We start from the raw sequence: 14,321 nt of genomic DNA, 5'->3' as shown, positions 1-14,321 counted from the left end.
CATCTGCTCGCGACGCAACTGTTTCTTCAGAGCTGTTTTGCCGTGTCCATCTACGCCGTGAAGTTGGAAAACGTTCTTTGCCAAGTCAATGCCGATAGTCGTAATCTTCATGGTGAATGCCCCTTCTGTGAGTAGTGGTTTGACACTACCACTCTGGCACATCGATGCCGCCAGGTGGGGGCGTCCATCCCATTAGATCAAATCAGAACTTCTACAGTGAGCCGCGAGTTTCCTTTTAAACCATCGCTTACTGCCGTGGCTTATTGGAGATTGGCAAGCTCTTCAATGGATTTGATACTTGGGTTTTCAGTAAAAATTTGCCTGGCAGCTTTTTCGAAACTAGTTGCATGGAAAGACGGGACAGGCAGCACTTTGAAAGCGGTAATTGGTGCGACCGCTGTGAGACCATCAGTGGCTGCCGTCGATTCCTGTTCCCAACGGGGGCCGAAGCGATATACCGCGTAATACATGATTTTCGCTTTCGGTTCAGAGACACCACTACAGAGCATGGCTTCGTAGAATACCCTGTGTACTGCCTGCCAAGGGCGTGTCCGTACGTCACAGTAGTAGTCATGGATGATGGAGGCTTGGCGGTATAGCCCCTCAAGAGGGCCGCCTATCAGAGACCAGAGAACCTGAGGGATCGAAGCTCCGTCTACGATGGCGCCAACGGGGACGGGCCATGGCAGATTATCCTTATCCACATAGCCGAATGGCTGTGTCAGGCGCATGCGGCGGCCGTCGGGCAGCCATGCAGTCTGGGGTGGTGCATTCTCGTACCGGCCATGGTCCACTGGTGCTACGAGGCTGGCCGCCGCAGACTTATCCGTTGGAGGGCCTCCTGCATCCCTAAAGTAACGTTTATCCGAATCGTCCTCGAATGCTTCCCGCCACGCATCGTTCATCATGGTTTGCATGATTTGCTCCCATCCATATGTAAAGTGATTTGGTGCTATTTGCAGGCTGCTGCATATGTGTTTACGGCTGTTAATGCATTTGCATGTTTGAGTGGCGGCGAAACGCGATCCACGACCTAAGTCATTTGGGCGGCGTTAGCCTCGGAGCCTATGAACGGGTCTTGGTGTCAGGAGGGATTTGTCTACTGCGCTCGGGACCGTCCAGTTGGTATTAACAAAAGTAGTTCTAATGCAGCTTGTTTCAATGAGGCCAATTACTTAGGGGAAATCCGGTGAGGACAAACCTTTACGCGAGTTTTTCCATTCAGTTAAATCCTGGGCATACCGGGCAATTGGCGTTGTTTGTAAAAATGCAATAAGCATGAGTGCCAAGAAAAATATATGCGTTTGGTCCATACCGAAGGGGCCATCCGGCTTAACTTTCTGTGCTGTTACACTTTCCAAGGAGTATTTGATGAACTCCCCAATACTTGAAAAACAGATTCTGGAAGTGGGTTCCGCCAAGCTGATCATCACCATGATCTCCAGCTACCTTCAGACCCCGCTGTATACCGATAAAGGTTCCGGAGCGGACAGGGATGTCAGCATCTGGCGGGCGAACCCGCCCAGCCCCAGCCAGTTTTTGATTGGCGACCACGCGCAGAACAACTACAACAAGCCCACTGAAGCGATTCAAGTGGTGCAAGTTGAAAAAGACGACTCGTCGTCGCCGCTGTTGGCCTCTCCGCTAGACTACACCTTGATCTGGACTGATCAGGGGAGCGGCGCGGATATGGATGGCTCAATCTGGATGCCGAGCGCCCCGGATGGCTATGTCGCCATTGGCGCTGTTTGCCAAACGGGCTACAACAAGCCCAATGTTGGCAACTATCGCTGTGTAAGAAGGGATCTGGTGATCGCAACGGCTGCCGGCGATCTCATCTGGAACGACAAAGGCTCCGGGGCCAAGTCGGATGTTTCTCTCTACGCGATCAACTCCGCTCCCGGCTCTTTCATTGCTGTCAATAACTACGCTCCTCCGAGCAACACGCTCTACTGCCTGAAGCGTTAGAGCCTGTTCAAGGTCATGGGCGCTAGAGCGAGACAAGGAGAAAATGACTGAGGAAGCAGCATGTACACGCGAAACACGAGCATCTTGAAGCGGTACTCGCTGTGTCACGCTTGGCGAGGTATGACTGGCTTGAATAGAGTGATAGGTTGAGCCTAGTGACGAGGCGGCAAGGCAACTTGCCGCCTCAATTTGTTTTGGCGAGGCAGCTCAGGAGGGCATTACTAGGACCGGCAGGGTGGAACGGGCGGCAATTTGTTTCCAGGCTTCACCGGTAATGGGTGGCGGTATGTATGGGGTTTGCTCGCTACCAGCAGGTCATCATGCCGCTCGGTCCCAAACGTAAGTACAAACCGCAAGGGATGGTTGCGTCTTGAGTATGACAAATGGCTTGCCTAGCATGAGGTTGCAGTTCTAATGAGAGAACATGAAGCTGCCTTTTTCATGCTGTCGCCCCTTTCCACTAGGAGAAGTCATGTCTACGCCTACCCAAGAGCAGATTAGCCAAGCCCAAGAACTTGCCCAAAAATTGCTGGCGGAAAAACAAAAGCTGACCGCTTTGGCCCATCAGTCGACTGGCAAGACGCCGGGCGACATCAAGGAGCTCAACTCTTTCCTTAATGCCTCCGGCCAATTTGCCTTGGCATCAGCTTTCATCCATTCATGGATTTTTTCGAATCCAACCCTGAATTTCGACAATGGCGTCAAGCTTGATTTCCGCGCTGATGTGTGGGGTTTGGGGCTTGGCGGCGGTGTGATCTGGTTGGCCGGCAGCATGGCTTCGCCGGAGGAGTTGCTGGGCGAGGTGAGCTTCGCTTTCCAGACCAATCCAGTGCATACCGAGCTGGCCTTCTGGAAAGATGGCCGCGCTGTCGGTGTTTTGGTTGGGATTGGCCTCAATATTCAGGTGGGCGCGTTCGGCGGCACGGGGACTTTCAAGAAAGTGTGATTTCCCGGTGATGTTGAAGCGGTTGGCGTGATTGTGAGGAGGGGAAGTCCATTTATGGGCTTCCCATTTGTTTTCCTGCGGGCATAACTCGGTTAAACCGGAGGGTTCCATGATTGGCTGGCGGCCCACGCATGAAAGCGTTGAGCCGCCAGGTTGTTGAGTGTTATGTTTTTGGAAAACTGTTCTTAGTGAAGCTCAATTTCAGACCCTACTTTTAGTAGTTCCTTAATTTCACTTGTGGACTGTGACCCATTGTACTCAAAGTCAAATTGGGTTTGACCGCTGGTAGACTGTGTTTTTAACTGAAAGCGTATGCCGCTTAAAATAAAGAAAGTGAGTCCAGCGCCTAAAGCATATTTGACGCTGAGCTTTCCTTTTAGTAATACAAAGAGATTGCTTTTTGAGTCTGTGTTGGAGTCTGCCCACTCTACATCCGTTACAGTGTCCAACTGAGCGTGGGGTTTCTTGTCTTCTATTTGTGGTGCAATAGAGTTAGCCAGGGCGACTAAGTTCTCATGGGACTTGCACAAAGATTGATGGCTCGAGACAAGAGTACGAAATGCTTCGGCAGAAATGACTTCGGTTGGGCGGCCAGGTTTTATGTCCCAAGAGCCGCTGCTGGTCAGTATAACGGTGCAACTATATTGCTTGAAGTACTCAAGTTTTATAGTTGCTGCGTGTGTGGATACATCTGTCCACCTGGCCAAGGAGTTTTGGTCAAATGATCCTGTGCTGATAAAGAAGGAAAACTCTGGGGCGATGGAACGTGTGTTTCCTGGAACTGGAGACCACGTCATTCCAATAAATCCATCCGCGCTTTGGATGCCGTAGCTCATATTGGCATACCAACCTTCTTCCTCGTATAGCTCTTGATTGAACTCATTGCTGACTAACTGAATAATATTTCCTGAGGTGGCTTCACCTGCACTTTCTAGAGTGGGTCCTTTTCTTGGCGCTTGGTAGCTTGCTTTGTAGGATTGGCCTAGCTCTGCATCTCGAGAGCTACTGGAGGATATTTTTACGCCAAGGCCTACCGCTTTATTACTGGCGCCTGCTCCCACGCGGTACTGTAGCGGGATGGCAAAGCTATTTAAACTGGGCGCTTTGCTGTCAATATCAAGATAGGCGCTTGAATTGGCAAATACGTTAGGGTCAGTTTCCAGAACGACGGGTGGCTTTAGAAAAAGCCAAAACCTATGATTGTTCAAAGACTGGTTCGAAATATAGATGGTGTAATCTTGAGCCATTTTAATTTCTCCAAAAGTGCAAGTTGGGCGTGCGAGGAAATTCGGCGAAATAAGTCACGGCCGACCTTAACGCTAGCCTTGTTTTAGCGGTATGGCCCTGTCAATTAGTGCAGGATGATACGGAATCACAATTGGATTGGTTGTTGTGATGTAATTCTGTAAACGAAATGTATTCGTTAGGAATTAAAGTGGAGTGGAAGTGCCTAACAGGTAGCGAGGCAGTTCTATCGTCGAAATGCACGTACAATTGAAGCTGAATGCTATCTAGCAAACGACATCGCAGGAGGTGATGTGGCTCCTGAGGCGATGTCATGCCGAACCCCTTCCTGCGCGATGCCGCAGACCCGACCGGGCGCATTTATTCGGATGCGCTGAATTCCTTGCCGGCTGTCGTGCCGCCTGCCGAGACGGCGCTCCCTTCTTCTCCCCCAGCCCAAGCGCCGGCCCGCCAGCCGAAGGCGCGCCGCGCCGTGTCGAATATCGCGCCCGACGCTTACCGCCCCCTATTCGAAGCCGCGTCGCGCAAACATAAAGTCCCGCTGAACCTGCTGATGGCGCTGGGGGCGCTGGAGTCCGGTTTCAATCCGCCGGCGGAAGGCCCGCCGACCCAGTGGGGGGCGGCGAAGGGGATGATGCAGTATCTGGACGGTACGGCGGCGGGCTTGGGCATTAATCCTTTCGATCCGGCGCAGGCGGTGGACGCCGCCGCCAAGCAGTTCGCCGAGCGGCTGGCCAAGGGCTATTCGCCGGAGGAGGCGGTGCAGGCGCATTTCGCGGGGGACGACCGCGCGTTGTGGAAGGATAAGACCGAGCGGTATCGGCAGGAGGTGTTGGAGCGGGCGGCGGATATCAAGCGCTTTTATCTACAGCGGCCGGCGGATGAACCGAAGCCGGCGGCGCGGCGTGATTGGGCGCTGCGCGAAGCCAAGGGTACTGAGGCGGGGGGGGCGTCAAGCGGGTGACGGGGTGGATTGTTTTTGCTTGGACTAATGCGGAGGAGAGCGGGGTACTGGGTTTTAGGGGATTGTCTACCTTCGTCCTGAAGGTTGTTCACTGCGGCTGAGGTGCCCAATTCCGCTTGCTTCAGCGCCAAATAATCTGCTCTGGGTGATGGCTCTTCATTCAACACATGCTCTATGGCCAAGAGGTTGAGTATGTTTCGTACATTTTTATATTGAAATAAAAACTTGGTCCAGAAGGTAAAAAATGCGGAACCAAAGATAAATTGATGATGTCTATTTTTTGAAATGGTCATATCAAATGCCGCTCATTATTCAAGGTGTTTGGTGACAATTAAAAACAAAGCCATTCCCGTGCTGGACTGCAAAATTTCACCGTACTGTAAAATTTGCGACGCTAAAGCTTTTTGCAAGTCAATCAAATGTTTTAAATAACAAAGCTTATCTTTAAAATTAAAAACATAGATTAATCTTTAGCGCCCAAAGGAGGGGTAAAGAAAGCCAGTAGAGTCAAACCAAACCTGAACAGTTTTAAAGCAAAGGATGAAGAATGAAAATTAAATTTATCATGTTGCCACTTGTGTTTTCTGCAGCAGCCATGGCAAAGCCTGTCTACATAAATATAGATAGCGATGTCCAAAATAAATCAATAACTTATAATGCCAAAATAAGATTGGCTAGCGGCTCGGAGTGGGTTAACCTCGGTCCGGTTCATTCTGGTATGAATAAATTTAATATTCACGCTGATGTTGATGGTGAGGATGGAACTCTTTGGTTGGAGGGTTTGGGGAATCAGAAGTTTGTTTCCCACTTCTCTAAAGAAAAAGGAGATGATGTTATTGAGTTTAAATTCAACTCCCTGAAAAGTGAAAAGCAAGATGAGAACGCAGTCATTGAATATAATTCAACTGGCTCGGGGAGTGGTTTAAACTATAAGAAGTTAGGTGTTAATCGCAGGGCGGAAGTTTATGCTTTGTCTCCGGATGCCACAAATTCTTGGCCTACAGTGTGTGAGTTTGCTGCGGCAGGGGTTACAGGGCAAAAAGTGCTTATCTGTGCCATAAAATCGACTCCTCAGATCGTGTTTACGAGTACTTCTGATTCAGGTCTGGCGTTTCGAGTTGGGGTGTTTAAAGGGAATTTCTCGTCTAAATACTCAGCTTCTTATATTAAAGGTAAACCCACGAAGTATGGTTTTCAAGGGTGGCTTTTCTACTCGAAAATCAAGTTTGACGGTGGTCCCAACCTTCACTTTGGGGAGTTCAGCGGAGGCGGCATTGGTGTTGGTTTATACACGGGGAATGGTATGTTTATGTAAGCCCTGGGAAGGCCTGAGCTAGCAACTATCGTTGATGGAATACAGGTTCCCTGGATGGGATTTGTTCAATCAGCAAAGTTAGCTCAGGCACCCTATCGTCAGGATGACCGGATACTCCGGTTATCCTGCGTTTAGATGTGGCTGATCCCAGGCAAGTCGCATCAGCCTGTTCTTAACCGTTTTCAGCTCCTTGCGGGGCGCTCCCCTATTGAGTTTTGCGGCTAGGCGCTTCTTTCATACCAGCCTTTGCTGGCGTTCACGATGCGAACGACCAGAAGCATGGCCGGCACTTCGATCAGCACGCCGACAACCGTGGCCAAAGCCGCTCCGGAATGAAAGCCGAACAAGCTGATGGCGGCGGCTACTGAGAGTTCGAAGAAGTTGGACGCGCCAATCAAGGCCGATGGGCAGGCCACGTTGTGTTTTTCTCCGACGAGCCGGTTGAGCCAGTAGGCCAGGGCGGAGTTGAAGAACACCTGGATCAGAATGGGCACCGCCAGCAGGGCAATGACCAGCGGCTGCTTCAATATCGCTTCGCCCTGAAAGGCGAACAGCAGGACCAAGGTGGCGAGCAGGGCGGCCATCGACCAGGGGCCGATCTTGCTCATGGCGGCATCGAAAGCGGCTTGGCCCTTGGCCAGCAGCGCCTTGCGCCAGAGCTGCGCCAGGATGACCGGAATCACGATGTAAAGCGCCACCGATACCAGCAGGGTATTCCAGGGCACGGTGATCGCGGAGATGCCGAGCAGCAGGCCGACGAGCGGAGCGAAAGCCACGACCATGATGCTGTCGTTCAAGGCGACCTGCGACAGGGTGAACAAGGGGTCGCCATGGGTCAGCCGGCTCCAGACGAAGACCATGGCGGTGCAGGGCGCGGCGGCCAGCAGGATCAGCCCGGCAATATAGCTGTCCAGTTGCTCCGCCGGGAGCATGGGGGCAAATAGATTGCGGATGAAGAACCAGCCTAGAAAAGCCATGGAGAATGGCTTGACCAGCCAGTTCACCACTAGGGTCACGCCGATGCCGCGAACATGCTGGCGCACTTCGTGCAGCGCGCCAAAATCGACTTTGACCAGCATGGGGATGATCATCACCCAAATCAGCAAGCCGACGGGCAGGTTGACCTGGGCGATTTCCAGTTTGCCAATGGCCTGGAACATCTGGGGAAGCAGGTGTCCCAGGGCGATTCCCGCGACGATGCAAAGAAAAACCCAGAGGGTCAGGTAGCGTTCGAACCGGTTCATCGGGGCCGGGTCGTCCCGGCGCAGGGCGGCGTTACAAGAGGTGGACAAAACAACTCTCCTTTTCCAAACGAGCGGACAGGCCTTTGCCTTCAGGGCAGCAGGGAGCCGATACGATCCAGTTCCGCTTTCAGGCGCGCGCGGTCTTGTTGCAGTTCGGCCAGCGGCAAGGCCAGGAAGGCTTCGATGCGGGCGCGCAGAATGCGGTAGGCCGACATGAACGCGGCGTCGATTTCAGCATCGGAGCCGGTAGCGTGGGCGGGGTCTTCCACGCCCCAGTGGGTGCGCAGCACCGGTCCCAGGTAGGTGGGGCAGGTCTCGCCGGCGGCGCTGGCGCAGACGGTGATTACGATGTCGGGCGTGGCCGGCAGATGGTCCCAGGATTTGCTGTGGCAGCCCTCGGCGGCAATGCCTTCACGGCTCAATAACGCCAGCGAGCGTGGATGCACTTGTCCGGTAGGTTGGCTGCCCGCGCTCATGGCCCGCCAACCCTCCGGGGCCAGATGATTGAAAACGGCTTCGCCCAAGATGGAGCGGCAGGCGTTTCCGGTGCATAGAAAAAGCACGTTCATGGGGTCTGCTTTCAGTTTTTGGGTAATGGGGATCGCACGGCTTCGGGGCAGCACGAGTCCGCAGGCATGTCGATGCATTGCTCCGGATGACCGGCGCAGCACTCTTCGGTCAGGTAGGCGATCAATTCCAGCATCAAGCTCAGATTGGCCCGATAGCGCTGGTAGCGGCCTTCCTGCTCCACCGAAACCAGGCCGGCATGGGTCATGCCCTTGAGGTGGAAGGACGCTTTGTTGGCGGGAAGCTTGAGCGTGCTGGCGATTTGGCCGGCCACCATGCCTTCCATCCCTTGTCTGACTAGCAACCGGTAAATGTCGAGACGGATGCCGGATGACAGGGATTCGAAGATTTGGGTCGCGGTTTTGTTTTCCATTTTTCAACTATACAAGAAATATTGAAATAATGCCTAGACTCATTAACATGCCCTGCGCTCTGTTCACTCTTGTGAGGTCATGCATACATTTTGCTATCTCAGCCGTTTTCGCCTTGTCTCGCCCTTGCTCGCGAGACTTTGAACAAGCTCTAAGGTCTCAAGACGCTAGGCGCTCCGCACTGGCCGTTTAGAGCGGCTAACAAAATCAGTTTCACGCATGAGGCAAGGCGCGCCGACGCAACGCAGCATCAGGAATTTGTTAGCGGGTCTTAGGCGGCACGGAAATCTGGAGGGCTTTGGTTTATCCCTGTCCTGAGTCTTGCTCCACCCGCTCCAACCTCGCCACCACGGCGTGGGGCGGCAACAGGGTGCCGGGGGAGAGCACGGCGTTGGCGCCGATGCGGCTGTGGTCGCCCACCAGTGCGCCGAATTTCTGCGTGGGCAGCGTCCAGGCTTGCTGGCGGCAGCGCAGCGTGATGGTTTTGTCGCGGCGTTCGTTCCAGTGGTTGGCGATGACGGCGCCGGCTTCCATATTGACGTCCGCGCCCAGCACGGAGTCTCCGACGAAGTTGAAGTGGGCCAGCCGCGAGTAGGGGCCGATGATGCAGGTTTTGAGTTCTGATCCCGGTCCCACCGTCACGTCGTTGGCCAGCGCCACGCCGCCGCGCAAATAGGCGTGGGCGGCTACGCGACAATTGGGGCCGATCAGCAACGGGCCTTTGAGCACGGCGCCGGCTTCTATCGTGGCGCTGCGGTGGATGGCGATGTCTCCGTCCACCGCCCAGTGCGCAGGATCCAGTAAGGCGCATTGCCGCGCCAGGCTGTCGGGCAACCGGCCGAGCCAGTGCCACGGGGGTTGGGCGCTGTCCAGCCAGGGAAAGTGGGTGAGCAGATCGGCGAACAATTCGGCGGGGAGGGAGGAGGGCATGATTGGGCCTGGTGCGTGCGGGGATTTGTATTGTAGAGCCGGCGGAGCAAGGCGGCCAGAAGGCCGCCGCGGCGTCAGATTTCGTACACCCAGCTGATGGAGTCGCCGGGGCGTTCAACTTGGGGCGACTCCAGACTGAACAGCTCCATTTTGCGCAGCGGCGGGGAATATAGATGCAAGGTGACCAGGTCTTCGCCGTAGGGCTGGAGGTTGGAGATCTGGTGGATGTCCAGATGGCTGTTGATGGTGAGGCTGCCGCTTTCCAGTCGATGGGATTCCACTGCGTACACCAAGCCGTGGTCGGTGCGTTCGAACACGGTTTCGGTGGCGGCGCCTTGCAGCACGCGCAAGCCGCACAGGCTGCCGCGGTGATTATGGATGCGGCTGCGTTGGGTGCTGCGCCAACAGAGCAGCAAGAGCTCGCACCAGGGACTGAGATAGATCTGGTTGCGGCGGTAGCGTTCGTCGCTGAATTGACGGAAGGGCAGCAGATCATCCGGGCTCAGTTGCAGCGAATCGTGAAACAACCGGATCTGCTCAATGTTCAGATTGGCCTGATAGGCGTCCAGTTGCCGCAGCGAGGCGGTCAGGCTGGGGCTGAGGGCGAAGGAAGACTGCGCGGCAGCGCATAGCGTGTCGTTCATCGGTTTCTCCTTTGGCCGGCGCGGCCGCGGACAGTGGGTTCTGTCCGTCGGGCTGGAGCGCGGGCGGCGTTTTTCTGACTGGACCCGCGCCGGCAAAGTTCGCGGCAGCGGTCCGCGTCTATGGTTTCGGTATAGCCGATGGGACCGCGGGCCGGCTGCCTGAATGGGCAGGTTTCAGCCGCTTGGCGCGCCGGAGGTTTCGCCGTGACGTCTCAGCGCGTCCCGCGCGCGGCGCAGGCCCAGCGCGATGGCCAGCGCCAGCAAAGGGACCGCTGCGGCGGTGGCCAGCTCCACGTTGATGGGCAGGCCGGCGGCTTTGGCGCCCTTGAACAGGTAGCCGATCAGGCCGGCGCTGTAATAGGTGATGGCGGCGATGGACAGGCCTTCCACGGTTTGCTGCAGGTGTAGTTGCATGGCGGCGCGGCGTTCCATCGAGGTGAGCAGCGCTTGGTTCTGCCGCTCGCGGCGGATGTCAACGCGGGTGCGCAGCAGCGCGGTGGCGCGGTTGACCCGCGCGGCCAGTTCGCGCTGGCGAAAGGCCACGGCGCGGCAGGTGTCCATGGCGGGGGCCAGACGGCGTTGCACGAATTGCTGGAAAGGTTGCAGGCCGTGAATGCGGCGTTCGCGCAGTTCGGCGACGCGGTTGCGGACGATGTCGTAATAGGCGAGGGAGGCGTTGAAGCGGTGGTCGGTGCGGGACAGCGCGTTTTCCGCGGCGCCGGCCAGTTCGGTCAGCCGGTGCAGCAGCTGCGGTTCGCTGTCGGCGGCCGCGCCGCTTATGGCGCCGGTGAGTTCGGCAAGTTCTTCGTCCACTTTGGCCAGTTCCGGGGCGATGCTCTTGGCCACCGGCAGCGCCAGCAGGGCCAGCATGCGGTAGGTTTCCAGCTCCAGCAGCCGCTGCAGCATGCGGCCGGCTTGGCGGCGGCCCATGTAGAGGTCCGCCAGCAGATAGCGGGAGAAGCCGTCCGGATGGATGCGGAAATCGGTGTAGGCGCGGCCGGCGCCGTCGCCTATCTCCGCGCCCGCCAGTTCGTGACCGTTGAAGCATTGGGCGGCCAGGTCCTCAATGCGCAGCGGCAGCGCTCCGGGCGACAGCAACGCGGCATGGGCGGCCACCAGCACGTTGCCGGGCAACAGCGGCAACCAGGCCGCCGGCAGGGCTTGCAAAGCGGGTTGGGCGAAGGGGCTGGATTCCGCGCCGTGGGCAAGAATGGTGAAGCTGGAGAATTCGCCGTGCCGTTCCCAGCGCACGCGGCCAAACGGGGCGTCCAGCTGGAATTGACCAGTCTCGGGGTTCGGGGCCGGTTGACCCAACTGCTGAGCCAGTTCCCGGCACAACCAGTTTTCCTGTTCGCGGCTGATGTGGCGGTGCAGATAGGCCAGGTAGCTGACCCGGTTGTCGGCGGCTATCTGCAGCGCGGGCCTGGCGTGGGCTTCGCGGTTGAGTTGCCGGCGTTGCGGATGTTCGTTGAGGCGGAGGCGGGGCGGATCGGAGAGTTCGGCGGTCATGACGGGCTCCGGTGGCGGGCGGGGAGTCTTCAGCATAAAACGTTTCATGCTGCAATGCAGCATATTTTGACGCCGGATTGTTTCGCCATGAAGAAAGGGCGGCCGTGGCCGCCCTTTCTGCTACGCCGCGCCAGAGTCAGTCCGGCAGGTTCAGCGCCGCCGCGCCCTTGGCGTCGAACCAGGCCACGCCGCTGCCCAGCATCGCCTGGCCGTTGCGCACGAACAGATTGTGCGGCATAGGCTGTTTCAGCAGCTCCAGGTAGGCCGGAGTGAAAATATCGCTCCATTCGGCTTGCAACTGGCGGGCGTTGGCGATCTGTCGGCTGCCGCCCTTGTGGTTGATCCTAAGCGGGAAATGCACGTAGCGGCTGGCCTGCTGCGCTTGGCCGGCCAGCGCGGCACGTTGGAAGCCTTGCACCCGGGCTTCGAAAGCGGCGTCGCTTTCCTCGGTGACGTCCCGATACCAACGGCCTTCGGAGGCCGGCGCCATGTCGCCCATGGTCAGCATCACCGGCAGCGTCTTGGTTTTCAGCGTCCAGTCGCCGTCCAGGCCCACGCTGTTGTCGAAGCTAAGCGGCTGGCCGTCGGCGCTGCCGTTGCTTTTGAAGCGCAGTTTGAACACGCCGCCGCCCGGTTCGCTCAGCAGCAGGGTTTCGCCTTGCAGCTTGCCGCGCAGCGGGATGTCCTTCAGATAGCGGCCGTAGAAGTAGTGACCGCCGTCGAAGCTTTTGCCGTTTTTCACCAGCAGGCTCATGCCGATGCGTTCCTGGCCCAGCGTGCCTTCCAGGTTGACGCGGTCGATATCGTCTGCGGCGTGGGCCGCGCCGGCCAGGCCGGCGAGCAGGGCGGCGGCCAGCAGGCCGCGGGATGCGAGTTTGAGCGCTGTCATGGGATGTTTCTCCGTTAACGGGCGATGAGGCGTTTGCGGTAGCTGGCGCGGTCTATTTCCTGGATTTCCACGCACAATTGCACTTCCATGCCAGGCGGCAGCGCGGCGCTGTCTGCCAGCGCTTGCAGGCTCAGTTCGGACAGCTGCTGTTTCTCCTCGGAGCTGCGTCCGCTGAGTATGGCCAGTTTGGCGTGGACGAAGCCGCGGGGCAGATCGTGGACGCCGATGCGGCAGGCTTCCAAGGCCACGGCGCGGCTTTTGATGTCGGCTTCTTCGAAGTGGCCGCTGGCCAGCAGCGCGCGGTTGATGTCCAGCAGCGCGTCCGCGGCGGCGAAGCCGGCCAGATTGCCGCTGTACTCCAGTGTCAGATGGGGCATGTGTGGGCCTGTGGTGTTTCGCCGCCTTCCTCATTGCGCCGGGTTGGCGAGGGAAGGGATTGGCGGCGGTCGATACGCCATTGTATTGCAATGGCCCGACGCACCCAAGCCCAGGGCGGGCGAATAGCGGAGGCGAGGATGGAAACGCGTCCGGCGCGATCAGAGTTTTTTCGCGACTCGGATCAGGCTTTGGATGTCTTCCGGCTTGATGACCTCGTGCTCCAGGCTGCGGCTGATCAACTCCAGCAAATAGGTTTTCTTGAATACCGGGGAGCCTTCCCATTCGCTGCCCGGCTGTCCAATCACGCTGGCTTGGGTAATGATGGCGGGTTCGCCGTCAATGACGTCCAGCGCGAATTCATCTTCTGAAATTCTCATTTAAGCGTTTCCTCTGCATTGCGCGATGGCAGGCTATTGCGTCGTTTTAATTGTTCTTGTTGATATTTTTCTTCTTTTAAATTTATGGCTCGCGAGTATCTTGCGCATGCCTCGAATGATATAGTGTTGCCAAATTATTATATTGTCTTTTTGTTTAAAAGAGTAGTGACGAAATTACAAAAGAATAGCCTGATAAGAACAATATGGTTTGATGCTTGCGTCCGGTTTGGCGCTTGCGTTTAAAATGGGCGCGCATGTTGGGATATGAAATTAATAATGAAATCAGAACGGATTCGACTTACATGGAGGGCTGAATGAGCAGGGCGGTGTGGAAAGAGGAGGCCGAGCATGGCGCTTTGTTGAGCAAGGCGTCGAAAAACCTGACGTGTCTGATGGGGCGCGCCGGCGTAGACGCCGCGCAATTAAGCGAGGCGATAGGCCTGGGCGTGGCGACGATCAACAATATCAAGCGCGGCGTGGGCAACCCCACTTTGCTGACCTTGATGGAGCTGGCTCGGTTTTTCGATGTCAAGTTGAGCGATTTCGTGGAGAGCGATCTGGGAGGCGAAGCCGTCGGCAGCCCTGCGGCCATCGCGGTGCCCTTGATCAAATTCACCGAGTTGACCCTGTTTTTTGACGGGATGATTATCGAGCCGGAACGCTATTTTGTGGATGCCGCCGGCTTTGACGCCGCGGAGGCGTTTGCGGTGTTGTTGAACAATGATTCGCTGTTTCCCAGTTTTTCTCAGGGCAGCGTTTTCATCGTGGCTCGGCAGGAGCGTCCGGCGGACGGCGATGTGGTCTTGGTCAGCATGGCCGGCCAGCAGCCTTGTTTCCGCCGGATATTCATCGACGGCGAGCATTTTCTGTTTTCAAGCATTTCCTTGATGCATGATTTGCAGCCTTTCGTATGCCGGGATTTCAAGGTGCTTGGCGTGGCGGTCAAAGCGATTAAGACTTTTAGCGCGGGATGA

General features: G+C 56.5%; 16 protein-coding genes and 1 pseudogene. 5 read left to right on the top strand and 12 right to left on the bottom strand.

The genetic code is table 11. The annotated features are described in order from the left end of the window. Positions 1-111 (bottom strand): annotated as a pseudogene (locus B0T39_RS24920) (IS110 family transposase); the annotation flags it as partial. Between the two features lie 149 nt (positions 112-260). Next, the gene (locus tag B0T39_RS08330; protein ID WP_081545657.1) at positions 261-917 is read right to left on the bottom strand and encodes a DUF1353 domain-containing protein; all 657 of its coding nucleotides are present in this window, start codon (positions 915-917) and stop codon (positions 261-263) included. Positions 918-1,371: 454 nt separating this feature from the next. Here B0T39_RS08330 and B0T39_RS08325 point away from each other — a divergent pair, with 454 nt between their 5' ends. Next, positions 1,372-1,968: a Vps62-related protein gene (locus B0T39_RS08325; protein WP_176219518.1), complete on the top strand. Its 597-nt coding sequence runs from the start codon at positions 1,372-1,374 to the stop codon at positions 1,966-1,968. A gap of 472 nt (positions 1,969-2,440) precedes the next feature. Further along, entirely contained in the window at positions 2,441-2,914 is a 474-nt protein-coding gene (locus tag B0T39_RS08320) for a hypothetical protein (RefSeq protein WP_081545655.1), read from the top strand. Positions 2,915-3,099: 185 nt separating this feature from the next. Here the strand turns inward: B0T39_RS08320 and B0T39_RS24915 are convergent, their stop codons facing one another. Beyond that, the gene (locus tag B0T39_RS24915) at positions 3,100-4,161 is read right to left on the bottom strand and encodes a hypothetical protein (RefSeq protein ID WP_141111131.1); all 1,062 of its coding nucleotides are present in this window, start codon (positions 4,159-4,161) and stop codon (positions 3,100-3,102) included. 311 nt (positions 4,162-4,472) lie between these two features. Between B0T39_RS24915 and B0T39_RS08315 the strand changes: the two genes are divergently transcribed. After that, positions 4,473-5,123: a transglycosylase SLT domain-containing protein gene (locus B0T39_RS08315; protein ID WP_081545654.1), complete on the top strand. Its 651-nt coding sequence runs from the start codon at positions 4,473-4,475 to the stop codon at positions 5,121-5,123. Positions 5,124-5,670: 547 nt separating this feature from the next. Further along, positions 5,671-6,438, top strand: a complete 768-nt coding sequence (locus tag B0T39_RS24910) for a hypothetical protein (RefSeq protein ID WP_141111130.1) — start codon at positions 5,671-5,673, stop codon at positions 6,436-6,438. Between the two features lie 221 nt (positions 6,439-6,659). On the opposite strand, the gene arsB is transcribed toward B0T39_RS24910, so the two are convergent. From arsB to B0T39_RS08270, 9 genes are all read right to left on the bottom strand, one after another. After that, the gene (gene arsB / locus B0T39_RS08310) at positions 6,660-7,730 is read right to left on the bottom strand and encodes an ACR3 family arsenite efflux transporter (RefSeq protein ID WP_425598749.1); all 1,071 of its coding nucleotides are present in this window, start codon (positions 7,728-7,730) and stop codon (positions 6,660-6,662) included. Between the two features lie 41 nt (positions 7,731-7,771). After that, positions 7,772-8,251, bottom strand: coding sequence for an arsenate reductase ArsC (locus B0T39_RS08305; protein ID WP_081545653.1), 480 nt, complete (start codon positions 8,249-8,251; stop codon positions 7,772-7,774). 11 nt (positions 8,252-8,262) lie between these two features. Further along, positions 8,263-8,622 (bottom strand): ArsR/SmtB family transcription factor, encoded by a 360-nt coding sequence (locus B0T39_RS08300; RefSeq protein ID WP_043591660.1) that lies wholly within the window; start codon positions 8,620-8,622, stop codon positions 8,263-8,265. Positions 8,623-8,923: 301 nt separating this feature from the next. After that, positions 8,924-9,550 carry an LpxA family transferase gene (locus B0T39_RS08295; protein WP_081545652.1) on the bottom strand — a complete coding sequence of 209 codons (627 nt, stop codon included), beginning with the start codon at positions 9,548-9,550 and terminating at the stop codon, positions 8,924-8,926. Positions 9,551-9,624: 74 nt separating this feature from the next. Beyond that, positions 9,625-10,194, bottom strand: coding sequence for a cysteine dioxygenase (locus tag B0T39_RS08290; RefSeq protein ID WP_019100799.1), 570 nt, complete (start codon positions 10,192-10,194; stop codon positions 9,625-9,627). A 174-nt stretch (positions 10,195-10,368) separates the two neighbouring features. Next, positions 10,369-11,703, bottom strand: coding sequence for a DUF3422 family protein (locus tag B0T39_RS08285; protein WP_081545667.1), 1,335 nt, complete (start codon positions 11,701-11,703; stop codon positions 10,369-10,371). 136 nt (positions 11,704-11,839) lie between these two features. Beyond that, entirely contained in the window at positions 11,840-12,592 is a 753-nt protein-coding gene (locus B0T39_RS08280) for a hypothetical protein (RefSeq protein ID WP_081545651.1), read from the bottom strand. Between the two features lie 14 nt (positions 12,593-12,606). After that, positions 12,607-12,969: a 5-carboxymethyl-2-hydroxymuconate Delta-isomerase gene (locus tag B0T39_RS08275; RefSeq protein ID WP_019100796.1), complete on the bottom strand. Its 363-nt coding sequence runs from the start codon at positions 12,967-12,969 to the stop codon at positions 12,607-12,609. Positions 12,970-13,128: 159 nt separating this feature from the next. Further along, the gene (locus tag B0T39_RS08270; protein ID WP_019100795.1) at positions 13,129-13,347 is read right to left on the bottom strand and encodes a hypothetical protein; all 219 of its coding nucleotides are present in this window, start codon (positions 13,345-13,347) and stop codon (positions 13,129-13,131) included. A gap of 314 nt (positions 13,348-13,661) precedes the next feature. Between B0T39_RS08270 and B0T39_RS08265 the strand changes: the two genes are divergently transcribed. Beyond that, on the top strand, positions 13,662-14,321 hold the full coding sequence (locus B0T39_RS08265; RefSeq protein WP_019100794.1) for a helix-turn-helix domain-containing protein: 660 nt from the start codon (positions 13,662-13,664) through the stop codon (positions 14,319-14,321).

Source organism: Chromobacterium haemolyticum (assembly GCF_002081825.1).
GTDB classification, from domain to species: domain Bacteria; phylum Pseudomonadota; class Gammaproteobacteria; order Burkholderiales; family Chromobacteriaceae; genus Chromobacterium; species Chromobacterium fluminis.
Note: the sequence above shows the minus strand (reverse complement) of the source record. Positions and strands in the feature narration are given on the sequence as shown.

Bases quoted from the DNA above. Each gene is read 5' to 3' on its own strand.
- B0T39_RS08295 (WP_081545652.1), bottom strand. From the start codon at position 9,550: ATGCCCTCCTCCCTCCCCGCCGAATTGTTCGCCGATCTGCTCACCCAC.
- B0T39_RS08270 (WP_019100795.1), bottom strand. From the start codon at position 13,347: ATGAGAATTTCAGAAGATGAATTCGCGCTGGACGTCATTGACGGCGAA.
- B0T39_RS08280 (WP_081545651.1), bottom strand. From the start codon at position 12,592: ATGACAGCGCTCAAACTCGCATCCCGCGGCCTGCTGGCCGCCGCCCTG.
- B0T39_RS08305 (WP_081545653.1), bottom strand. From the start codon at position 8,251: ATGAACGTGCTTTTTCTATGCACCGGAAACGCCTGCCGCTCCATCTTG.
- B0T39_RS08330 (WP_081545657.1), bottom strand. From the start codon at position 917: ATGCAAACCATGATGAACGATGCGTGGCGGGAAGCATTCGAGGACGAT.
- B0T39_RS08315 (WP_081545654.1), top strand. From the start codon at position 4,473: ATGCCGAACCCCTTCCTGCGCGATGCCGCAGACCCGACCGGGCGCATT.
- B0T39_RS08320 (WP_081545655.1), top strand. From the start codon at position 2,441: ATGTCTACGCCTACCCAAGAGCAGATTAGCCAAGCCCAAGAACTTGCC.
- B0T39_RS08300 (WP_043591660.1), bottom strand. From the start codon at position 8,622: ATGGAAAACAAAACCGCGACCCAAATCTTCGAATCCCTGTCATCCGGC.
- B0T39_RS08285 (WP_081545667.1), bottom strand. From the start codon at position 11,703: ATGACCGCCGAACTCTCCGATCCGCCCCGCCTCCGCCTCAACGAACAT.
- B0T39_RS08265 (WP_019100794.1), top strand. From the start codon at position 13,662: ATGAGCAGGGCGGTGTGGAAAGAGGAGGCCGAGCATGGCGCTTTGTTG.
- B0T39_RS24915 (WP_141111131.1), bottom strand. From the start codon at position 4,161: ATGGCTCAAGATTACACCATCTATATTTCGAACCAGTCTTTGAACAAT.
- B0T39_RS08290 (WP_019100799.1), bottom strand. From the start codon at position 10,194: ATGAACGACACGCTATGCGCTGCCGCGCAGTCTTCCTTCGCCCTCAGC.
- B0T39_RS08325 (WP_176219518.1), top strand. From the start codon at position 1,372: ATGAACTCCCCAATACTTGAAAAACAGATTCTGGAAGTGGGTTCCGCC.
- B0T39_RS08275 (WP_019100796.1), bottom strand. From the start codon at position 12,969: ATGCCCCATCTGACACTGGAGTACAGCGGCAATCTGGCCGGCTTCGCC.
- B0T39_RS24910 (WP_141111130.1), top strand. From the start codon at position 5,671: ATGAAAATTAAATTTATCATGTTGCCACTTGTGTTTTCTGCAGCAGCC.